Annotated in this window: 18 protein-coding genes; 14 read left to right on the top strand and 4 right to left on the bottom strand. The window is 32.1% G+C overall.

The features are described 5' to 3' along the window. Positions 1–916: 916 nt before the first annotated feature. The gene (locus DKT72_RS17015; protein WP_111309952.1) at positions 917–1,675 is read right to left on the bottom strand and encodes a LytR/AlgR family response regulator transcription factor; all 759 of its coding nucleotides are present in this window, start codon (positions 1,673–1,675) and stop codon (positions 917–919) included. Between the two features lie 3 nt (positions 1,676–1,678). After that, on the bottom strand, positions 1,679–3,706 hold the full coding sequence (locus tag DKT72_RS17020; protein WP_111309953.1) for a histidine kinase: 2,028 nt from the start codon (positions 3,704–3,706) through the stop codon (positions 1,679–1,681). 232 nt (positions 3,707–3,938) lie between these two features. Here DKT72_RS17020 and DKT72_RS17025 point away from each other — a divergent pair, with 232 nt between their 5' ends. The 11 genes from DKT72_RS17025 to DKT72_RS17075 all read left to right on the top strand — a co-directional run bounded on the left by DKT72_RS17025 (position 3,939) and on the right by DKT72_RS17075 (position 13,598). Continuing rightward, the gene (locus DKT72_RS17025; RefSeq protein WP_111309954.1) at positions 3,939–4,745 is read left to right on the top strand and encodes a DUF4412 domain-containing protein; all 807 of its coding nucleotides are present in this window, start codon (positions 3,939–3,941) and stop codon (positions 4,743–4,745) included. A gap of 13 nt (positions 4,746–4,758) precedes the next feature. Continuing rightward, positions 4,759–5,319 (top strand): hypothetical protein, encoded by a 561-nt coding sequence (locus tag DKT72_RS17030; protein ID WP_111309955.1) that lies wholly within the window; start codon positions 4,759–4,761, stop codon positions 5,317–5,319. 5 nt (positions 5,320–5,324) lie between these two features. Then, entirely contained in the window at positions 5,325–6,059 is a 735-nt protein-coding gene (locus DKT72_RS17035) for a hypothetical protein (RefSeq protein WP_111309956.1), read from the top strand. 68 nt (positions 6,060–6,127) lie between these two features. Further along, positions 6,128–6,652 carry a hypothetical protein gene (locus DKT72_RS17040; RefSeq protein ID WP_111309957.1) on the top strand — a complete coding sequence of 175 codons (525 nt, stop codon included), beginning with the start codon at positions 6,128–6,130 and terminating at the stop codon, positions 6,650–6,652. Positions 6,653–6,655: 3 nt separating this feature from the next. After that, on the top strand, positions 6,656–7,273 hold the full coding sequence (locus DKT72_RS17045; RefSeq protein WP_111309958.1) for a hypothetical protein: 618 nt from the start codon (positions 6,656–6,658) through the stop codon (positions 7,271–7,273). A gap of 15 nt (positions 7,274–7,288) precedes the next feature. Continuing rightward, positions 7,289–7,651 (top strand): DUF4870 domain-containing protein, encoded by a 363-nt coding sequence (locus DKT72_RS17050; RefSeq protein WP_111309959.1) that lies wholly within the window; start codon positions 7,289–7,291, stop codon positions 7,649–7,651. Positions 7,652–7,662: 11 nt separating this feature from the next. Continuing rightward, positions 7,663–8,229 (top strand): hypothetical protein, encoded by a 567-nt coding sequence (locus DKT72_RS17055; protein WP_162623355.1) that lies wholly within the window; start codon positions 7,663–7,665, stop codon positions 8,227–8,229. Positions 8,230–8,240: 11 nt separating this feature from the next. Next, a complete protein-coding gene (locus DKT72_RS17060; protein WP_111309961.1) occupies positions 8,241–11,306 on the top strand; it encodes a hypothetical protein in 3,066 nt (1,021 codons plus the stop codon). Between the two features lie 9 nt (positions 11,307–11,315). Next, positions 11,316–11,807: a DUF3592 domain-containing protein gene (locus DKT72_RS17065; RefSeq protein WP_111309962.1), complete on the top strand. Its 492-nt coding sequence runs from the start codon at positions 11,316–11,318 to the stop codon at positions 11,805–11,807. Between the two features lie 133 nt (positions 11,808–11,940). Next, positions 11,941–12,804 (top strand): hypothetical protein, encoded by an 864-nt coding sequence (locus DKT72_RS17070; RefSeq protein ID WP_111309963.1) that lies wholly within the window; start codon positions 11,941–11,943, stop codon positions 12,802–12,804. A gap of 557 nt (positions 12,805–13,361) precedes the next feature. After that, entirely contained in the window at positions 13,362–13,598 is a 237-nt protein-coding gene (locus DKT72_RS17075; RefSeq protein ID WP_111309964.1) for an Arm DNA-binding domain-containing protein, read from the top strand. Between the two features lie 410 nt (positions 13,599–14,008). Here the strand turns inward: DKT72_RS17075 and DKT72_RS17080 are convergent, their stop codons facing one another. Further along, positions 14,009–15,211 carry a response regulator gene (locus tag DKT72_RS17080; protein ID WP_111309965.1) on the bottom strand — a complete coding sequence of 401 codons (1,203 nt, stop codon included), beginning with the start codon at positions 15,209–15,211 and terminating at the stop codon, positions 14,009–14,011. A 179-nt stretch (positions 15,212–15,390) separates the two neighbouring features. On the opposite strand from DKT72_RS17080, the gene DKT72_RS17085 reads away from it, so the two are divergent. The 3 genes from DKT72_RS17085 to DKT72_RS17095 are packed head-to-tail and all read left to right on the top strand — an operon-like array spanning position 15,391 to position 21,193. Then, complete coding sequence (locus DKT72_RS17085) at positions 15,391–18,480, top strand: putative glycosyltransferase family protein (protein ID WP_111309966.1); 3,090 nt, start codon at positions 15,391–15,393, stop codon at positions 18,478–18,480. Next, positions 18,480–19,679 carry a hypothetical protein gene (locus DKT72_RS17090; protein ID WP_111309967.1) on the top strand — a complete coding sequence of 400 codons (1,200 nt, stop codon included), beginning with the start codon at positions 18,480–18,482 and terminating at the stop codon, positions 19,677–19,679. The genes DKT72_RS17085 and DKT72_RS17090 overlap by 1 nt, the downstream gene beginning before the upstream one ends. Then, the gene (locus tag DKT72_RS17095; protein ID WP_111309968.1) at positions 19,676–21,193 is read left to right on the top strand and encodes a cellulase family glycosylhydrolase; all 1,518 of its coding nucleotides are present in this window, start codon (positions 19,676–19,678) and stop codon (positions 21,191–21,193) included. The genes DKT72_RS17090 and DKT72_RS17095 overlap by 4 nt, the downstream gene beginning before the upstream one ends. Here the strand turns inward: DKT72_RS17095 and DKT72_RS17100 are convergent. Continuing rightward, positions 21,183–22,400, bottom strand: coding sequence for a glycosyltransferase (locus DKT72_RS17100; protein WP_111309969.1), 1,218 nt, complete (start codon positions 22,398–22,400; stop codon positions 21,183–21,185). The two genes, DKT72_RS17095 and DKT72_RS17100, sit on opposite strands and share 11 nt — an antisense overlap. Positions 22,401–22,457: the final 57 nt, after the last annotated feature.

Below are 22,457 nucleotides of genomic sequence, written 5' to 3' on the forward strand. Positions count from 1 at the left end.
TGATTGGTCTGAAACGGTATTGTTTAAAACAAATTAAAGATTAACTTGTTTTAATGAAATCACTTTCGATTTGGTAAATAGTTGTTTATAAAATTTGATAGGCTCTGCCTATCGAGTTTTAAAGCAAGAGGGTAACACGCTACGCGATGTTACTGGTTCATATTCCGCTTAAAAACAGTCATTTACCAATTTCAGATAGTTCTATTTATTTCAGATTTGCGGCAAAACCTCTTGAAACCCCATTAAAATCGCATTTATTTGCGGCAAACCCCTGGCTTTTGGTATGATTTAGTGGATATTGAACTGTTGTAGTGTTTGCCAAATGCCGCATATCTCCTTTTTACAGTAAAAAGTCTCGTAAGCCCTATACATAGACTTTTTTTTACAGTAAAAAGCATTTAGATCTCCCAAAAACATTGCATAGTATTAGCTCGATAGATGTTGGGGGCTTTGAATTCGTAATAAATATAATAAAAACCATTTTTTGATTGAAAATCACAACTGTTTTCCGTTTTATACCCTAGTTTTTATAGGCGTTTTTAAGGGTGTCAACATAATTATGGAACCTTTTTTATGTAACAAAATATTTATAATAAACTGAAATACAACATGTTATAAATGTATAGAATAATGTAATGTGCTTTAGCGTATTGCCCTTTTGTTTTTAAAATCAGCTGCTTTTTTTCTAATGAAAAACTTATAATTTACAAATTTTAAAAGTTAAAAATAATGACAGTAGTAATGTAAAATCTATAAGAAGGAATAGTAGTCCAATAGCAATTATGCTATATACATATTTTATTATCGCAACTAAAATAATTTAAACTTTGGATGTTTATGAATCGAATAAACATTTTGAGTATTTATAATTGAAGAATCCAAAAAAGATAATATAATTTTATTGGATAGGAAGCTGCTACTTAAACCTAAGCATTGATCGTAAAATTTCGTTGATTTGTGTTCTTTTTTGTCTCGATACAGGTATTTCTGCGTTATCATACATGATTAAACTACCACCATCTTGTCTTAATATTCCCTTTACAAATTGAGGATTGATTAAATGCGATTGATGTATTCTTAAAAAACCATGTTCAACAAGGATTTCGTCTATTTCTTTTAAGGTACGGCTTATAAGAATTTTATTTTCATCTTTTAAAAAGAAATTGGTATAGTTGTTATCTGACTGGCAACGAACAATATTTTTAATTTCAACAATACTATAGCCCGCACCAGTTGGAAGTGCAATTTTAGAACGTTCTTTTGTAGAACTGTATAGATTTTTTTGTAACAATTGCCATTGCTCATTACTGGTTTTTTTTCTTCTTTTCTCCCAACCAGAAAGAGCTCTTACTATATTTTTTTCGGTAATGGGTTTCAATAAATAGTTGATTGCACAGTACTGAAAGGCACGAATGGCATATTGGTCATAAGCTGTTGTGAAAATAATATCAAAATCTACTGGTAAAATTTTATCTAACAAAGAAAAACCGTTCAGGTTTGGCATCTCAATATCTAAAAACAATAAATCTGGCGGGTTATTTTTTATATATTCTAAACCTTGTATTGGGTCTGTAAAAATACCAGTAACGATATAGTCAGAATGAACTTTTTTTATAAGGCTGTCCAATACATTAGAGCAGTGCATTTCGTCATCGATAATAATAATGTTTGCCATGGATTAGTAATTATATGTTAAAATGATTTTGGTTCCTTGCGGAATACCGTTTTCTTCAAGGTCTATAATATTTAGATGCATTTTAGAGTCGTTAATATGATTGTATAATGATAATCTTTCTTTGGTAATGCTAGTACCCATAGATTTATGAAGTTTTTCTATATTTTCACTTGCTTGTCGTCCAATACCATTATCTTCTATCGTTATTTTTAAATTTTGGGTGGTATCAAAAATAATATTTAATTTTTTTTCTGGTTTTCTACTTGGGTTAAGACCATGCCAAATGGCATTTTCTACGAAGGGTTGAAGTAAAAGAGGAGGAATGGTATATTGAGAGAGTTCTTCTTTTGAAGATAATATAATACTATAATTAAAACTCTCTCCTATACGGTTTCTTTCTAAAGATAAATAAAGTTCTAATATTTCCAGTTCTTCCTCTACCGTAATAACATTTTTACTACTATTTTGTAAAATTCCTCGGAGTAGAATTGAAAAATTGTCTAGATAGGTCACAGCATCATCAACATAAGAATTCATAATCAAATTTTTTAAGGAGTTTAGGCTGTTAAAAACAAAGTGAGGATTCATCTGGGAACGCAAAGCCAACATCTCCATTTCCTTAAGTCTTTGAGAAAATGAATTTTTTATTTCTTTTTCTTTCTGTTTTTCCATTTGAGAATACAGTTGCAACAACTCTTCGGTTTTTTCGTTTATTTTTTTGTCCAGTTCTAGGTGCATATTTTCTTGTAAAACTTGGTTTTTTTGTAATTGTGCTATGAGTTTTTTACTGGTCTGTGCTTTTTCTTTTTGCAATAAAAAAATATTCTCGCCAATAGCAATAGAAAAACATAAAACCTCAATTAATAAGCTTGCCTGAAAAATTATGTTAGGAGAATGCGGGAAATTAAAAATGCTGCCTTCCTTGAGAAAAAGATTTGAATAAGCTACATAAGATGATAGAATAGAACCTATAAAAAAGAACGAATTACCTACAATAAAATATTTGATTAGCGGATGCTTTACTTTATATATTATCCAAAAAATCAATACAAAATTAAGCGGTAATACGATTAACCGCACAGTGGTAAAAATGGCATTCCCTAATTCTAAATCTCTCCAATAATAATTAAAAATTAAGCGAGATATGGCATAAAAAAAACAGAACATTCCAAAAAAGTAAAGCACTTTAGAAAGGGTTTTATCATACTTTTGAATTTCCAGCAAATTTAAAATAAAAAAGATATAGAAACCAATAAACACAAATTGAACGGGTTCTGACAACATGAGCGATATATGAGGAAAGTAAAGAAAAATATTACCAACAGTAGCTGTGGTAGTCGCAAGAACCGTAAGACCAAAAACAATTTGAAAAAAGAGATACCCTAAATAATAGAAATATAATTTTTGACGCAATCGTAACCAAAAAGCCCAAGCAAAAACAAAAATGCTAAACAGTGAAACCAAATAAAAATAAATAAACCCAATTGATTTCGCCTCCCATTTTGTATTAATGTAAGTAGCATTTAAATAGTTGAGTCGGGAGTAAATTACAGGATAGTTTGGGTTAACTAATTGATATTCGCTACTTAATTTTATAAAACATAAAGATTCATGAAATGGAGATAGCGTAATTTCGGTAAAGTAAGACTCGTTTTTGTTGGCTCGTTCACTTAATGAAGCCAGATATCCGTTTTTAGATTCTTTAAATACTGTACCATTTTGCATATAAATAGTTATGTAATTGTCGTCGTTTAAAACATATACTTTGAGGGTGTGTTTAGATTTATTTTTAATCTTGAATTTTAGCCAAATCGCTATCTTGGGAGTGGTTGTGTAGGTAGAATCATAAGGCTTCCAATTTTTATTTTTTTGTATGTCCTCAAAAGAAACTTCATTGCCTGTAGATAGTGCCATCACTTCTGTTTGGTTAACTAATGGCAAGTATGACACAATAGAATCTGCTACTATCTGAGCCGATAGCAAGCCTGTTTTCAATATTAAAAAATATAGAATGAATATTATTTTCTTCATTTATAAAACTAATTTACAGATACAATTCCCAGTTTTTCATCATTAAGCTAAGTTACACATCTAATCTTTAAGTACATCTCTCATTTTAGAATTCAGCTGTTTTCGTTTAGGATTCAGCAATTTACACTTCTTTTCCAAATTCTAATTTAAACTAGCCAGATTCTAAATGTCGCTTTTTTTTAACGATTTCAATGGATAGGTTTGTTCTCATTAATTCTGTAAAATCATTACAATGAAAACGAATAAAATACTTATGTCACTGGTTGTTTGTTTTGCACTTATTCAAACAGTCGAAGCTCAATTCCTAAAAAAACTTCAAAAAAGAGTAGAACAAAAAGTTGAAAATACCATTGTTGAAAAAACTGCCAATAAAGCAGCAGAAAAAACATCGAAGTCTATGGATAAGGCTTTTAATATGAATCCCTTTGGTGGCGGAAAGGAAAAGGCAGATCCAAATTTAATTGCAAGTTCTTATGATTTTTCTTGGAAATATTCATTGAAAATGACCAGCAAAGAAGGTGATATGGTATTTGATTATTATTTAAAACCCGGAGCTGCCTATTTTGGTTTTACCTCGGCTACTATGGAAAACATGTTTACTGTTATGGATAATAAAAATAAAGTAACCACCATATTTATGCAAACTCAAGGTAATAATATGGCTATGGTAAATAAAATGCCAGACGATTTAGATTTAGAAGAGGCTAAAGATACATCTGCCAGTTTCAATTTTACGCAATTGCCAGATAAAACCATTAACGGTTATCATTGCAAAGGTGTTAAAGCTACTAATGATGAGTATGAAATGGTTATGTATTTTACCAATGAAGCGGAAGTGAGCTTTGATGATATTTACAAAAATCAGCAAACAAAAATTCCTGTTCAACTCAAAGATTATTTTGATCCAAAAGATAAAATACTCATGATTTCTATGGATATGAAAGGATTAAAAAACAAAAAGCTGGATGCTAAAATGGAATGTGTTGGTCTTGAAAAAATTTCAAAAGACATAAAGAAGTCCGATTATAAATTCATGTAATTAAAATTATACCATGAAAAAATTAACCATAATATTTTTTAGTGTTTTTACCATGATTCTTTCATGTAAAAATGAGGTTCAAACCAAAGCGAAGGATACATCTAATAAAAATCAACAAGTAGAACTGGACAAACAAAAAGCTGATAATTTAAACAAAGATCAGCTTTTAACAAAAACACAATTCAACAATTTCTTTCCAGAGTATTTAGGATCGCACAAACGTTACAATATTTTTGTATTGGCTTCAGAAGCTTTGGCAACAGCAAGTTATGGTGATTTTAGTAACACATTTAATTATTCACTTGCAGATGGTATTAAAAACAGTGCTGTTATAAAAAATTTTGAATTGTCTTATAATTCAGAATTAAAAGGTCCTGAGGGAACTGAATACATAAAAAAGGAACGTGATGGGCATAAAACCATTGCATTCCTTCAACCAAAAATCAATCGCTATAATATAGAGTTTACTTATAATAACCGCTTTAAGTTGGTTATTGAAGGTTCAGAACATCCAGATTTATTGTGGAAATATATAAAAAAAGAAGATTTACAGAAACTCAATAAACTAAACTAAATCAAATGAAAACACGAATACACAATTCTATAATAGTTGTTGCAAGCATCTTATTGGTCTTTTCGGTTCACGCACAAGAGTTTATTGAAGGAACAATTTCAAATTACACTGCAGATGGAGGTTCTCTTGTGTCCTACGATATGATTTCAAAAGGAACGATTGAAATTGGAACTATAGATCAAGAAGGTCATTTTAAGATTCCTTTAAATGAGAATTATTTGGCAACTATTAAAGAAAAGGCTGAAAACACAAAAGAGCCAGAGGGTTGGGAAATTGAATTCAAAACCGTAGCTACAACTTTTGAATGTTCAGGTTTATATGTTGAATATGATAATGGTGAAGTTCAAGTTGCAGGAATTCCAGAACTACAAGTTACAGTAAAAGATGAGGAGTGGGATGAATCTGTAATGTTTGCCGTAAGCAATCCAGACATTGCCAATTGGCTGTACTCTTATGGAGAAAAAAATAGCGCCAAAGGCTATTATTTACAATGGTTTTTTTTGGAAGAAGAAGCATCCGCCAAGGCAGAATGCACCATGCCAACATATACAGGTAATGATGATGAAAATTATAATAATGTAACCATCTTAAATTTAAAATTACAAAAAGGATGGAACATTATCAAATACGATATTACCGAAGTCTTTACAGACACAAACGGAAAAATAATACCCTCTAAAACCGAAATAATAAGTATAGACAGTCTTCCTGACGATGTTCAATGGGTCGTTGTTAAATAGAAAGAATACTATACAAAATGTACTCTTTAACAAGTTTTAAAAATTAGAGAACAAATAAATTTTAACAAATGAAAAGAATCATTACCATAGCCATCATTTCTTGTTTTATAGCCTGTAAACAGGAAACAAAATCACAAAACGACTCGCAACAAGATACTCAAAACATTGTACAACAAGATTCAAAAAACACACCTTATACCAAAGCCCAATTTAAAGAAGCATTCCCTAATTCAATAAACGGATTACCGTTGGATGATAAGTTTTTCAGTGAAAACCAAATGGCAGTGGGAACATACGGAGACGATAAAATTGAGCTAGTAATAACCGACTGTTCAGAAAAACATAAAGGATTGCAAGAAACCCTTTATATGGCTTACGACATAAAACTATTGGAAGATGAATATGCTACACACGAGAACAAAGAACGTCATGGTATTAAAACCATTAACAACTATAGAAAACATAGTAAAAGTAGTGAAATCAGTTTTGTTTACCATAATAGATGGTACTTTGTGTTGAAAGGAGAAGGCATGAGTCCTGATGAACTTTGGAATGTATTTGATATAAATCTATTGAAAAACTTTAAGAATTAAAAGATGATGAAAAAAATAATCAGCTTTGTTTTGTTTATAATTCTTATAGTATCATGTAAAAATGAAACCAAAAAGAATGAAAATCAAGATGTTAAAACCAGTGTTTTGCCAACACCTGTTAAAAAAGAGCAAGAAAGGAAAATAATAACAGGAATGGTAGAAGCACAAATTGATGGTCAACCATTCAATATGAACACCTTTGACCAAAAATTAACCACCGACGTAACCTTTCTAGACAATGGCATTCAGTTTAGAATTAATGATGTAAACAAAAAATCTGTATTGGTCAATATGTATGCACCAGATTTACTAAAGCATATACCAATTACGATATCTCAGCAAACCTCAGCATTAGAAATAGAAGAAGCATATAAGGTAAAAACCCAAAGCAGGCTAGAAGTTGTTATTCCTAGTGAGCAACCTATGCAAGGCGATTCAAAAGTACTTTATACTGGAACGGTTTCTTTAGAAGAATTATCTGAAAATAAACTGGTTGTCACATTTAGTGGCAATGGTTTTTCTTCTGGCTCAACGCTTAAGAAAGAATTATTTCCAATGGAAGGAAAAATTGTACTAGACAATTTTAATGTTTATGATTTTAGAACGAATAACATGAATTAATAATTAAAAACAACTATGGAAACAACAGAAAACAACACGGTAAAAGTATCTAACGAAGCTATTATAAAAGACGGTAAAATGATAGCTATAATTTCTTACATAACCATTATAGGTTTAATTATTGCCTTTGTAATGAACAACGATAAGAAAAACACCTTTGCTAGCTATCATATAAAACAATCTCTCGGGCTAGCACTAACAGGGTTATCATTAGGAATTATTGGAATGGTTCCAATATTAGGGTGGATTATAGACTTCTTTGGTTTTTTTGTATTGCTCTATATGTGGATCGTGGGATTAATAAATGCTATGAATGAAAAAGAAAAGCCAGTACCCATTTTAGGTAAAAAATACATAGAGTGGTTAAAAAATATATAATCAGTAAAATCATGAAGCGTATTATTCTAATATTAATTTTAGTCGTATTCAGCGTGTCTTGCGGAAATGATTCAAAAAAAACCGATAGTTCTGCGGGTAACAACACCCAAGTTGAAGAACACGAAAAGGAGTTGTCCATTGATTCTAAAGATTTAAAAGAGCTGTTATCTAAAACAACACTATTAACTGAAGCCGAATTTAAAGAAGTATTTCCAAAATCAATAAGAGGCTTAGCATTGGATGATGAGGTAGAGATAATAAACCAACAAGGTTATGCTGAGTATGGAAATGGAAAAATAACACTTGCAATACATGATTGCGCAGGTAAAAATTCTGGTATGGCAACTATGTTTGGCACTGCTTACAATATTAAAAAGCATGATGTTGACGATATCAAATACAGTAATCAAAAACGGGATGCTATTAAAACGATAAACACTTATAGGGCCAACAGAAACCAAAGTGATATTGTTTTTCTGCATAATAACAGATGGTATGTTAATCTAAGCGGTAAAACTATGAATCCTGATGAGCTTTGGGAGGCTTTTGATTTGAATGCTTTGAAAAATTTCAAATAAACGCTTTATAAATGCAACCAACCAAAAAGCAACCGCATACAACAAGTTCTAATTCTCGAAGGGAGTTTATGCAGCAAATAGCCTTGTGTTATATGGCAGCAAACCTTCCTCTATCATTTTTAGGATGTCAGTCTGATGAAAACATGTTTGTAGGTTCTGGAAAAGTGCCTTATAAGGTTTGGGAAGAAATGCTCATGGCTCTACAAACTTGCCCTGATTATTTAGAAGGTCGCATGAAATCATTAGTAGCGTCTAAAAATCCCGAAGCCATGTTTAATTTTGTGAGGGATGAGATTTATTTGATGCCAGCAAATAATAATACCATTGGGTATATTGGCACACAATTTAAATGGGGTATTAAGGGAGCACTGCGCTATGGACTAGCAACACCAAGAGAAAAGGCTGAATTGCTAAATCAAATGTTTACGGACGCTGGGATTACTTCTAAAGTAGTTTTTGAACGAACAACGATTACGCCAAAAGAAGCTATGCCGTTCTTTCTTCGTCCCATTCAACGAAAATTTAATGTTGAGGTTTCCAAAAAGCAATGGAATCAATGGAAAAGAGAATTACAAATTGAGGATGACATTGATTATAAAATTCCCGTTATAGATCCAGATTTTAAAAAAACAAATGCATTAGCAGAAAAATTATGGGGTTTTATTCCTGATAAAGAGAATTTAAACAGATCTAACTTTGATTTTAGATGGGATAATTACCGTACACCAACCGTAGAGTTTCAAATAGACGGTGTTACAAAATATGCACATTTATTTGATGCAAGCATTCCGTTTGGTGAATTAAAAAACAAAGGGCCTATTTCAGAAGCGAATCCAGTTAAACTAAACGAGGAAACCGTAGAAATAAAAATTTCTTATAGAGAAGCTATACACCCTGAAAAAGAAATCGATATGATTTCTGGAACTTGGAAATCAAGAGAATTAATAGGAAGTCAAATCCATTTTGCTTGCCTCAATGGTTTAAGTTTAGAGCAAAGTGCTGTAACACCAATCGGTAATTTACGCATCTTCACGCCATCACTCGCTTACCAAAATTTTGATGCAACACTTGAAACCATGCAACAGCATTCATTTATTGCAGATCCTTTTACGTTGGAAGGCGAAAAAATAATACTTCCAGATAATGAAGAATCTCCCATTCTTATAAATACTTCAAACTCTCAGCTTGTTAAAACCATAAATCAAGTAGCATTAAAAGTTATTCCTGTAAATAAACCATTGGTAAAAATGGAAGTGAGACCCACAGATATTTCAGGTAAAATCGTGGAAGGCTTGCAGGCTAGTGATTTCAAGTTTATAGATAATAACCAGCCCATTCAAGTTTTAATGGAATCTAACAGGCCAACGCCTAAAATCCTCATGCTATACGATGCTTCATTTAGTATGCCTAAAGAATTTTTTGGTGAAAAAATGGATGTTTTCGTAGCAACCCTTAAAGAGAATATTCAATCAAAATTTCCTGCTGCAATTGTTGATAAATGGAGTACAAAATCCGAATTATTTACTTGGTTACTCAAAGCATCTAAAACCAATTATGACCTTATTGTTTTTGCAACTGATGGTGATAATGAAGATGCTTTTAACGAAAAAGATCTAGAAATCTATAAAAGTGGACCGCCAGCCATTATTTTGAATGTTAATAAAAGTACATCCATATTTAAAAAAGAGACGTTTAAAAAAATGGCAGACATTACTAATGGAAAAGTCTTTAATGCTACAGACCAGAAATCTGCCCTAGATAAGTTAGTGGCTTTTGTTAATGCCATGGACGTTCCGCCATATACTTTTACATTTTATGCTAGCGATGAGAAGATGCATGAAACTGTTTTGCAAATGGATGATACAAGGCTCGAAGCAAAATGTAATTATGAATTTCTCGAAAATGCAGATGTAGAGAGTGTGAATCAAGGAATAATAGGAATGTATCTTGATTTAAAAGTCGGGAATTCACATATAAAACGTGTATTGGCAGGTTGGGACCCCCTCACTCAAAACAATCAAAAACCTACTAATATCCATTTTTTAGATGTTAAAAGTCTCGTACTTGGAGGTACAACTTTTTATTTTGAAGGTGAAGGGCCAACGATGGCAACCTCGCTAGTAGATCTATTAAAGTATAAATTATCTACACGCGATTGGGGAGAAGCGCTTTTAGAGGATGATATTACGAAAGCAAAATCTGAATTTGAAAAAGGAGGGTTTCAATATCATCCAAATATAGTCCCATTAATGGCACCTATTGATGATGGTATTACCAATAGCACCTTCACATTTGCATCAGGAATACGAGTTGGCGTTTGTAAGCAGCAACTTCATATTGAGGACAAAAAAGTCAAACAATCTTTCGATTTTTTGCCTACTTCCAATTATGTAAGTTTCACTAGCGGTAATGAGAATGCTTTTAAAATCAACCTTAAAAAAACAGCACAACTAGCCATTCGTGAAGCCTATCTTTTTAATAGTAGCACGCTTAGCGATCTAAAAGATAAAGTGCTTATTGAAAGAACAAAGGCTATTGTTGATAATTGGTTTGCCAGTGAAGATCGTAATCAATTAGACCACTACTTTTGGTATGAACGCATATACCGAGGAGATGGTAATTATAAACTATTTGATTCATCAGGCGTTAGTAAAGCTTTTTGGCAAATTAACAAACAAGGGGAATTATACGGTGTTTTAAAAGATGGCACTGGTGGTGGATCTAACGAGGATGTCATTGAACAATTATCAAGAATAATGGCAGTTATGTCCATCTATATATCCATTATACAAAAAAGTGGTGCACTTAATTCCGTTGGGGCTACTGCCCTAGCTATTGTTGCGGTCTATGGAGTGACATTAACAAAATTATATGCTATAGTTTGTGAAACAATCGTTGTAATGGACGCATCTGGTATGGACTATAAAATTAGGGTTGCCTTAATGGAATTGGCATATAATGTTTATAAGACTATTGCATTTGGATTAGGAGGAGATGCTGGCGCCATCACTGGTGGATTAGATGCCCTTATAGGTATGATGGGAATAGATACAAATCCTTTTAGTTGGAAAAAATAATATTAATAGATGGAGCTTTTAATTTTTGGATTCACCCATATGCAAATAGCAGGACTCATTTTAATGGTGGTCATGTTGCCATTATTATTTAATACGCTCTATATATTGTCTTTGGCCAATAAATCTAAATTATGGCCCAAAGTAAAAGGAAATATTGTAACCGTCTATAATTATGTAAGTTCAAGAGAAATGTTTTTGGAGTACTGTTACCAAATACAAGGAAAAGAATATAAAAATAAAAGGATCTTTTTTACAAATTCAAATCACTATGAAAGAAAAAGCGCAAGAGAATTTGAAAAAAAGTATTCTGAAGGTCAAGAAGTTGAGGTTTATTATAATCCGAATAAACACAGCACGTCAGTAATAGAACCTGGAAGAAAAGATGGGGTGCTAGTATCTATTTTACTAACAGTTATATTTTTTTTATTTGGATACATCGCTTTTTTTGATCAAGAACTTTTTACAGAAATTACAGAAAAACTATTTCAATTATTTAGCTAAAAATGATAATTATGAAAATAACATTACACTCAAAAACAGGCATAGGTAATCTAGTTAAGCTTTTCTCAAACAACAATAACTTATAGACACATTAACCCAACGCTTAGAAGCTTTGAAAACAAAAACTAAAATTATGAAACCATTCCAAATACTTTCTCTAATACTTATATTTTTTTTAGGATTTGTGAGCTTTTCACAAACAGCAGAACAGCAAAAAATAATAGAAAAAGCAAAAAAAATGCAAGATAGCATTATGAATACGGCTATGTTTAAAGAGCTACAACAAATAAATGACCAAGAAGAAGCTCGAAAAAAAGCAAAAAAAGAGGAAGGAAAAGTAAATGTAAAACAAAAGATTAACTATACAAACTCTAAACCAAAACTAGAAAATTACGAATTTGGGGAATTGGAAGTTGCCATTATGGTAATTCCTCTAGGAATGAAAAAGCCTATAAAAATTGGAACTATGGCTAAATCGGGAGATATCAATTTTGATTTTCCTATAGCACTTAAAAATACATCACAAGAATCATCAAAAATACGAGACGGTATATCTTCGCTATGTGATAAAGATTTAGCTATTATTGAGGAAAAAGATAATGTCTTATCGCATGAGTCAGGCATCATATCACTTTGGACCAAAGAAAATCGTTTTGTAGGCGATATTTATGCTGTTTCAGATGAAGACTTAATTCCTTGGATTGACGATCCGTTTTATGCGAGTCCTATTTTAGGTTCCTACTATAAACTTGTTTATGTAGCTTCAGATTTTCAATATAATACCAATTGTACCCAAGTACGTATACTCGATGAAGGTAATGCGAAAATTACCTATACCTATAATTTAAACCTAAAATCAGGTTTTAATTTTGTTGAATATAGGATTGAACATATTCATAAAAAAAAATCAAATGACATAGCATCATTTCCTGATAAAGTGTCTATAACCTCTGTTAATGGAATCCCAACATGTCAATGGATAGGGCAATATTTTTAAATCTTAGTCCATCTTAAAATCTTTCGTTTTATAAAACCATATTTTTTATACAATATAATTTTGGTATTTACATTGTTGGGTTACTATTAAAAAAATACTAATTATTTTAATCAAATTCATATTAATTTATCTTGTTTTATAAATAATACTAAATTATATTTGCACCGTTCTTAAAATAAGGGCAAATCAAAACAAAAGTTCTTAACAAATAAGTTGCCTATTCTGTTATTAAGAAGTAAATGAACATGTAACTATTTGAATATTAAAAATATATGTTAGGAAACGGCTACCTGCCACCCCGACAAAATAGTATATCAATCAATATCAAAAACCTGTTAATCGTATGATTTACAGGTTTTTGCATTTTTAAGAATATCATAAGAATACAAAGAATACTTACTGTTAAAAAGGTCAACAAATCGGATAACAAATTAATTTTTTAAAAAGTGTTGACCGAATTGTTAAAATCGAGTAATTTGTCGTGATATTAAATGTATCTTTAAAGTGATTTGACTTTCATCTGGTAATAGAACAATTATTAACTTAATGATGAAATCATGAAAACGACAACAACATTCAGTATTCTGTTCTGGGCAGATTTTTCCAGAGTTAAAGAAAACCAAGCCTCTATTTATGCGCGAATCACGGTCAATGGTAAAAGGGCAACCATTAGTTTAAAACGAAAAGTACCCATTTCCGATTGGAATGCCCATAAGGGAAGGTCTAGAGGTACTAACCAAAACACAAGAATCCTTAACAATTATTTAGAGGAGGTAAACAGTAGCCTTTTTTAATGCTGCCAAGACTTAAAATTGGAACAAGACTTGTACCTTGATTAATTTTTATTTTAGGGTTTCTAAAAAGTTAGCTATTGTATAGAAATTCAAAATGAATGTAAATTGAGATATCCAATATGTTTCATATCCTCAGGACTTGATAAATATTTAGCTTCTGCTTTTATAGCTAAATCCCGCCTTAGTTTTCTTAATATTAACAACAGCTAATTTGCTTTGAAACCTTCCTTGAAGGATTTTAAAACTTCTAAGGTTTTGTCGAAACCTCCATTGTTATAAGCACAGGATGTATGTTTGGACCGATATAGTTAAGTTTGAAAACACATCTTTGATTTAGTTCTATATTTATTATTATAAAATATCAGTATGATTCCAAGAGTTAATTCGATGATTTGGATTGTCTGAGAATGTTAAGCCGCTTTTTGATTTAAGACAAACTGTGCTTCTATAAATTCTTGATTATTTGCAGTTTTCCTATGTCTATAAACCCAAGCTATTTGGAATAATTGCCCCACAATCTTAAAAGAATCTTTCATGGACAATTTTGAGCCATCCGCATGTATCCATCTTTTTAAAGGTTGTTCGCATATTAATTTTTTCGCTTTCTCAGTGGTATAATAAAAAGCCATTCTTTTAAATATTTCTACATCAAAAATCCATTTCGTAACAAATTTTTCACCAAACGACAATTCGATAACATCTTTATGGAAAATCTTGGCACCACATTGCGTGTCTTTAAATTCCATTCCTAAAATCTTTCTAATGATAAAATTGATAGTTAAGCTAATAATTTTTCTTGCGGACTCTTTTGTTATATTGGCACCCATTCTACTAATTCTAGAACCACTCACTATTTTAAAATTAGAGGTTTCAATGGTGGTTACTAAATCATCAAAGTCGGCTAAATCTGTAGATAAATCGGCATCTAAAAAACCAATGTAATCTAAGTCTTCATGTTTGGCCATATGTAACATTCCTAATCTTACAGCCTCAGCTTTTCCACCATTTTTTTCACAATCGTAAACGGTAATGAAGTTTTCTCGTCCTTTTCTTAAATTGTTTAAAACTTCAAGCGTATTGTCTTTGCTACCATCATTGACAAAACATAGATGATAACCAGAATGTTTCTCTATAAAATCTGTAAATTCCGTACTTAAAAGTCTTTCTTCTTCATTGTAACATGGGATAACGACTCCGACACAACGTTGCTCAATAATTATGTTGTTTGAAGGATTTACCAAATCAACATTTGTTGGAATGCCTATGAGTCTTTTAACTCGTGCACAAATTTCATTAAGGCTTAATGGCTTTTTCATATAATCATTAATGCCTAAATCGAAACCTTCAGTGATGATAGCGTCATTTGTATTGCCGGACAAAACCATGATGGGCGTTGTTGGCTTATTTGAAGTTCTTACATGCTTTACAATGTCTAAACCTGAAATACCAGGCATATTAATGTCTACAATTATTAAATCGGGATTAAAGGAATTAAATAATTCGATTCCTTTAGTGGCATCTGTTTCTATCTTAACGTCATAACCCAATGCTACTAATCTTTTTTGTAATGGTAACAATACTAACTGTTGATCATCTATGGCTAATACCTTCATAATTTAAGTTTTTGTGATTATTTACAGGACAAAAGTAATTAGACAATACATGTTTAAAACGATCCTTAGTTAAAACAATAGGTTTGTTTAGACGAGTGGTATTTTTGTGTAGATAATTAAATAAGATACAGTAATTAAATTATTTATATTTACATGTAGCTATTGCCGTTCATTATTAAATGAAAGAAAAAACAAATAAATATTTAATGGTCGCTTTACTTATTGGTATAGCATTTCATGGTACATCTATATTTTTTACTTTAGAAACGACCTATGATGCCTTAATACATTTGTTTTTTGCAGATCATTATGCAAATAGTTGGTTTGAACCATGGAATTATAAATGGTATACTGGTTTTACCGTAATGAGTTACCCACCTTTAGTCCATCAAGCCATGGCGGCGTTTTCTTTTGTTGGAGGCCTAAAGTTTGGGTTATTTACTGTGGCATTAATTAGTATTATACTTTTTATTACGGGCGTTTATAGATTTGCTCTTCTTATAACAGCGAATAGAACGGTAGCAGGCTATGCGTCGCTTTTGGCCGTTTTTTCATCCTCATTTGTTGAAACCTTACATGTTTTTGGTCAGCTGCCTAGTATTATTGGGATTTCTGTATTGATGCATTCGCTACCCGAAATATATTTATGGTTAAAAACAGGTAGACTTAAATTTCTTTTTACCTCACTGTCATTAATTTCAGTGACTGTAACCTCACATCATGTCACTCCCATCTTCGGAATGGTGTTTTTTATTTTTCCTTTAATCGGAATGGTGTTGATGGATGTTTCTAGAGAGCAGGTAGATTCTAATAAAGCGATAACTATTAGGGTGTTTTTAAACAGTTTTTTTAAACTCTTTAAGCGTATTGTTACGTTTGGAATTGGTGCTTTGGGCATTATAGTAGTCTGTATTTTACCATATTGGATTAACTCCAAAAATAATCCTATTACCCAAGTGCCCATTCCGCATGGTTCCCGCGATAATTTTATGGAAGTAACCTCTTCTGGTTTGGTTTTTTTCTTAATCCCTTGGGGCATTTTACTCATACTTTTGCCTTATATTTTTTATAGATATTATAGCAAGCGTTATTTGTTTTTCGGATTTTCAATCACTATTTTAACGGTTTTAGGAACGGGTGGTACCACACCCATACCAAGATTGTTTCTGGGTGAAAATGCCTTTAACATATTAACATTGGATCGTTTTACGCTATGGGCTTCTATCATGTCTTTGCCACTTTTGGGAGAGTTCGCGTATCGGTTTGTAGAAGGTGATTTAAAAACGCTCATTCAAGATAAATTCGGCGCTATTTATCACCGTTTAATAGGAGGGATACTCGCAGGATTGTTTTTATTCATGACGATTTTTACTATGAGTTTGGGCTATTTCAGACCCTCGCAGCCACAACAAATAAACATGTTGCCGATTATTAATTTTTTAAACCAAGATCAGCATGACCATTGGCGGTATATGACTTTAGGTTTTGGAGACCAAATGGCATGGCTATCGGCACAAACAAACGCTATGAGTGTGGATGGTAACTATCATTCAGCAAGAAGACTTCCTGAATTGACTACACGGCCTATTGAGCGTTTAGAAAATTCGAAGTTTAAAGGCGTGGAAGGTATAGGTTCTTTACAGCAATTTTTAACAACCCCAGAAAAATATAATTTCAAATACATTTTCTCCAACGATAAATTTTACGATCCGATTTTATATTTCTGTGGTTGGCAACGATTAAGGCAGTTGGAAAATGGTATTCAGGTTTGGGAAAAACTAAACGTGCCACCTGTTTCTTCTATTTTGCCCAAAGACGATGTGGCCACATGGCAAAAAATAGTATGGGGCATCATGCCTTTTTTAACGGTTTTAATTGCCTTTATTTTAAATGTTCAAATGCTATGGGTCATTGCTTTGAAATCTAAATCTAAAAAAGAGCCGGAATTTTTTAATTTTAAAAGTAGCTATGTACAATTTCCCAAACCTGTTTTAAAAATAACACATATATGGACTGTTGTTTTGGCTGTTATTATGGGTTACGGTATTTATCTTTTCTATATAAAAAATGAATCTCATCATTCCCCAGAAAATGCGGTTATGGCGTATTATGATGCTTTAGATTTTAAACGATTTGAAACGGCTCATAGTTTGATAAACCCAAAAAGTAATTTGTCCATCTCCCAATATATGCTAGAAATTTCGGTAACAGATGGCTTACTGAGTTCTTATGCAAAATTAGATGCCATTGAAATTATTGTCATATCCCAATCAGACAGTTTAGCAACGGTCAAAGTACATACTAATTGGATAACACCTTTAGAAAAAATAAGCAAAACGGATTACAAATCATTATTAAAATGGAATGGTAAATGGTACATTCAACCAGATGCTATTGATTTGGACTTACCACCAGATCAATTGTATTCAGATAATGTTACAAAATATTTTAATCAAGGGCGACGCCGCATCACGACGGAGCAAACGCACCATGAGGATATTTTAAAGCAACCTGTTTTAGAGATTCTATCTGCTAAATTGGTAAGATATAATGATAGTTATGCTTTAATAGGCGAAGTGCAAAACATCGATAATGTACCTGCCGATGTGGTTTTAAAAGGCACATTATATAATGATGATAATAAAGAATTGGCCACTTATAATGCCAAATATCATGTAAAACACAAGTTAATGCCTAAAGAAGTCAGTTCGTTTAAAATCAATTTTGAAGGCATTGCTTGGTCTAAGACCCAAGATTCTATCCCGAAAACATTCAATCCCGATGAATTTACTCCAGTAGAATTTGAGGAGCAACCCACTAAGTTTAATTTGCAAGTGGCGGGAAATGTATCGGGTTCTGATTTATATAAAGGAGCCACATTAAGTCACTTAGAGATTTCTAAAGATATGATTAAAGGAAAATTATTCAATTCCGGATTGGAAGAAATTACCATTTCTCAGCTAATAGTTACGTATTATGATAAAAACAAAACCATGCTTTGGGTCGACCATCAATTCATACCTGAAGGCATTAGGCAACAACGCCAACAATCTTTTGAATATCCAGTTTTAAAGGACGATACTATTTTAGTGATAAATGACGATATGAAAAATTGTTTTGTCAATGGCTTGCCAAATGCACCTATTTCAGATAAAATAGTACCAAATAGAATCATAAATCAAACACACCCTGTTTTACAACCCATCAATAATCCTAATTTCAGTTTTATAAAAATTGAAATAAATACTTATATAGGAAACCCTAATTAATGAAATTAAAGTTTACATATTTGCTTTTTTTAGGATTATTATCAATGATTTTTATTGATGAGGGCACTAATGAATTTATTTTCATTACTAAAGAAACTCAATTTGAGGCAGGCAAAGATATGGAGCTGCAATTTTCAAGCAATAATGAGGAGAAACCAAATCTTTACATCAGTAATAGCTATGGTTCTAGCATTATAAAACCAACTTTGAAATCAGGTATTTTAAATTATAAAATTCCTAACGCAATAAGTAAAAAAACAGGAGTGATTTATTGGAAGTTATTGAACAATGCGGCTGTTCTTTCAGGAGAAATATTTATACATCCAAAACTAGAAGTTGCCACTATGGAGACTTATTTAGGACCGCCAAGTATAGAAGTAGGAGGTACCGATTATGCGATGCTCGTGGTTATACCCACCGATAGTTATGATAATCCGTTACCTGATAGTACAAAAGTCACTGTGAAGCATCAGTTTTTGGAAAATCAAAGTGAAGATATCGTATTAATGAAAAACAGAATTAGCTATAAGAACATATATTCAGAGAACAAAACAGGTCGCATATTAATAGCATCTGAATGTTTAGACACTGATTCCAAAGAATATACAGTGAATGTCATGCCAGCGATTCCAACCAATTTTACCATATCATATCAACAAAATCATCATTATGCCGACGGAAATCAAATAACTACCTTTTCAACGTCTATTATAAAAGATCGCTATGGCAATATAGTAAGCGATGGTACTTATGTGGAATTTTTTATAGCCAACGCTTCCCATAATATTTTAAAAACATCAGGGACAACGATTAACGGCATTGCAACGGCTAAAATGATTCATCCAGATCACGAAGATTATTGGAGAGTAAAAGCCTTTGTGGAAGGCATGGCAGAAAGTAATGAAATAAGCTTGGTCTATAAAAAGGTTATTTCAGATTTTGAAGTAGCGTTTTCTGAAGATAACAGAAAAATAACGGTTGGTCCTTTAAAAAGCTTTATGAATCAAATGATTCCAGATGGTTTGGAAATATCCATTTCTGTTTATGAAAACAATAAAGAGTTGAAAACACTTTATAAAAGCTCCTATGGAGGTTTTGCAACTTTCAAATTAAATACTAATGACCTTCCGAATAGCACCTATAGCTTTAAAATTAAAGTGGCTGGAATTGAAAAAACATATTCGAAAATAAAACTATGATGCACATTAATAAGAACATATTACGAAGTATTTTAGTACTTTCTTATATCGCCATTATAGCCTTTGTTTTATTTGGACTGAGTAGTCTATACACGTATTTAAATACTGGTGCAGACCGAAGCACCATGTTGCATACTGAAATAAAAAAAATAGATCAATACCTGCCAAGATTAAAATGGGACGTTTTAAATAATGAAGGCAGGCTCATGGATGAGCAAACATTAAACGCCATTGAAAATGATTATTTAGATGCTTGGTACGTCAAACAGATTGCTTATAAAACCAATACCACCGAAGGTATTGATGATTATTTTACAGAGAATGCCAGAAAAAATATTACCGATTTTGTTGAAGCGAATTCTAAGAATAATATTTCGGTTGAAGGCACGACATTAGAGCATCATCTTACATTAGATTTTTTTAGTGAAGATGGGCAATTAGTCGTAATGACCGACACCAATGTTGTTGAATACAAACGTGTTTATGACAATAAAACACTCATTTTAGAAACTACCGAAACATCTACTTATAAAATCATTTTACTCTTAGAAGATGGTTTTTGGCGTATTAGGCACATGGTTAAGGAACAGAGTGGCGATTATAAAAATCCGGTAGTGCTTGAAAAAAATGTAATAACCAATATAAAAGGCATTAACTATTATCCTCAAGCGACGCCTTGGGATATGTTTGGTAATGAGTTTGATACCGAAATTCTATCCAAAGATTTTAAACTGATAAAAGAATCTGGATTGAATAGCATCCGTATTTTTGTTCCTTATGATGATTTTGGGAAAGCCAATGTAAACCCTGAAAAACTTCAAAAACTGAAGCAAGTATTGGATATAGCTAAAAAAAATCAATTAAAAGTCATGGTGACACTTTTTGATTTTTATGGGGATTATTCGGTTTTAAATTGGACACTCAATCAACGCCATGCAGAAATAATAGTGTCCTCATTAAAAAACCATAAAGCCTTATTGGCGTGGGATATTAAAAACGAACCCAATTTAGATTTTGATTCTAGGGGCGAAAATTTGGTGACAGCTTGGCTGGACAACATGATAACTTTAGTCACATCGGTTGATGCCAACCATCCTGTAACCATTGGATGGTCTAATGCACAAAGTGCTACTATTTTAAAAGATAAGGTAGACTTTGTTTCTTTTCATTATTATGAAAAATTAGACGATTTAGATACCGTGATTAAAACATTAAAAAAAGACATTCCCAGCAAGCCTTTAGTGATGCAAGAATTCGGAATGTCTTCTTATAAAGGGATATGGAAACCTTTTGGAAGTTCAGAGGAAGATCAAGCCAATTACCACAAAAAAGCCCAAGATATCATTGCACATAACAACTTGCAATTTATGTCTTGGACCTTATACGATTTTACTAAAATACCAAAGGAAGTCGTAGGTAGACTTCCTTGGAGAAAACGGGCTCAAGAACATTTTGGTTTTATCAACCAAAAAGGAGAGACTAAGCCCGCTTATAAGTATATTTCTAAAGAATAGCTTCTTTTATTAGTACCTGACTTAAATTGGATTTTTCAACAATAATGTTATAAAAAGTATCTAAGTACATATCAGTAATTTCACTCATTGGCAATGCCGTAGCCGCTTTATAATTAGCTTTCCCCAATTCTATTCTGTACGCTTCGTTTGTGATGATGTTTTCAATGGCTTTTGCTAAACTTTCCACTGAAGTTGGTTCGAAAAATTCACCTTGATATCCTTCATCTTTAACTAAATGTGCTAAATCTCCCAAATCTGGCATTACCACGGCTTTACCATAACTTCCTGCCTGATGCAATACGCCAGAACTTCCTGTAGTTGATGTGTATGGGAAAACCACCACGGCGCTTTCATTAAATAGGGTAGGCACTTCATGTTCTTCCACGTAGCCTGTAAAACGTACTTGCGGTACATGTTTATAATCTGCTTCAACTTTTGCTAAATAACCTAATACATTTGGGTTGTCGGTTCCGGCAATCACTACTTCTAAATTCAATCCGGTAGACTTTCTAACCATCTCTACCGCTTCAATCATACCTTCTACTTTTTTATAAGTTCCAAACTTTCCAAAAGCCATAATTTGCATGGGTTCAGTAGGTACTTTATAATCTGGTTCTTTTGGTATTTCAAAAGTGCCGTGAGGGATTAACTTTATGTTTTTTGCTCTGTATTTAGTTTCTAAAACATCTACATATTTTTCAATGGTTACGGCAACGGTATCTGCTTGTAAAATTAATTTAGTCAAGGTAGTACCTATAAAACCATAAAGTTTTTGCATTAATTTATTGGATGTAAATCCGGCACTTCCTAAATCTACTTCTTCTAAAATGTTATGTAGTAAAACAATATTAGGTATATTTTTCAGCTTGCAAACCAATGGCAACATCAAGCCTAACGCCGCAGCAATTTTTTTATCACCAAACTTCATGAACTGTAGATTGAATAACACAGCGTCGGGTTTTACTTGGTTAATGGCTCTAGTAACATATATTATGTTGGCGTAACTATTAAATGTCCAACATTCTTTTACGGTTATTATACAACCATCTTCTTTGAATGTGATATCTTTTTCTCCTTCTGTAGTATCTGTTAATAATACTAATTCATTGATAGTTTCTTTTTGTCTGAAGTGTTTCACTAAATGATACGCATATTCGTTTAAAGTGACTTTGCTTGGTGGATATGCTGTGACGATTGCTAGTTTCATGACGATTAGGTTTTAATGTTTATGACTTATTTACATTACAAATTTGGGCTTTATAAC

The organism is Confluentibacter sediminis, from assembly GCF_003258355.1.
Taxonomy (GTDB): Bacteria; Bacteroidota; Bacteroidia; order Flavobacteriales; family Flavobacteriaceae; genus Confluentibacter; species Confluentibacter sediminis.

Bases quoted from the DNA above. Each gene is read 5' to 3' on its own strand.
- DKT72_RS17050 (WP_111309959.1), top strand. From the start codon at position 7,289: ATGGAAACAACAGAAAACAACACGGTAAAAGTATCTAACGAAGCTATT.
- DKT72_RS17030 (WP_111309955.1), top strand. From the start codon at position 4,759: ATGAAAAAATTAACCATAATATTTTTTAGTGTTTTTACCATGATTCTT.
- DKT72_RS17025 (WP_111309954.1), top strand. From the start codon at position 3,939: ATGAAAACGAATAAAATACTTATGTCACTGGTTGTTTGTTTTGCACTT.
- DKT72_RS17075 (WP_111309964.1), top strand. From the start codon at position 13,362: ATGAAAACGACAACAACATTCAGTATTCTGTTCTGGGCAGATTTTTCC.
- DKT72_RS17035 (WP_111309956.1), top strand. From the start codon at position 5,325: ATGAAAACACGAATACACAATTCTATAATAGTTGTTGCAAGCATCTTA.
- DKT72_RS17060 (WP_111309961.1), top strand. From the start codon at position 8,241: ATGCAACCAACCAAAAAGCAACCGCATACAACAAGTTCTAATTCTCGA.
- DKT72_RS17090 (WP_111309967.1), top strand. From the start codon at position 18,480: ATGAAATTAAAGTTTACATATTTGCTTTTTTTAGGATTATTATCAATG.
- DKT72_RS17100 (WP_111309969.1), bottom strand. From the start codon at position 22,400: ATGAAACTAGCAATCGTCACAGCATATCCACCAAGCAAAGTCACTTTA.
- DKT72_RS17065 (WP_111309962.1), top strand. From the start codon at position 11,316: ATGGAGCTTTTAATTTTTGGATTCACCCATATGCAAATAGCAGGACTC.
- DKT72_RS17085 (WP_111309966.1), top strand. From the start codon at position 15,391: ATGAAAGAAAAAACAAATAAATATTTAATGGTCGCTTTACTTATTGGT.
- DKT72_RS17080 (WP_111309965.1), bottom strand. From the start codon at position 15,211: ATGAAGGTATTAGCCATAGATGATCAACAGTTAGTATTGTTACCATTA.
- DKT72_RS17095 (WP_111309968.1), top strand. From the start codon at position 19,676: ATGATGCACATTAATAAGAACATATTACGAAGTATTTTAGTACTTTCT.
- DKT72_RS17015 (WP_111309952.1), bottom strand. From the start codon at position 1,675: ATGGCAAACATTATTATTATCGATGACGAAATGCACTGCTCTAATGTA.
- DKT72_RS17020 (WP_111309953.1), bottom strand. From the start codon at position 3,706: ATGAAGAAAATAATATTCATTCTATATTTTTTAATATTGAAAACAGGC.
- DKT72_RS17055 (WP_162623355.1), top strand. From the start codon at position 7,663: ATGAAGCGTATTATTCTAATATTAATTTTAGTCGTATTCAGCGTGTCT.
- DKT72_RS17040 (WP_111309957.1), top strand. From the start codon at position 6,128: ATGAAAAGAATCATTACCATAGCCATCATTTCTTGTTTTATAGCCTGT.
- DKT72_RS17045 (WP_111309958.1), top strand. From the start codon at position 6,656: ATGATGAAAAAAATAATCAGCTTTGTTTTGTTTATAATTCTTATAGTA.
- DKT72_RS17070 (WP_111309963.1), top strand. From the start codon at position 11,941: ATGAAACCATTCCAAATACTTTCTCTAATACTTATATTTTTTTTAGGA.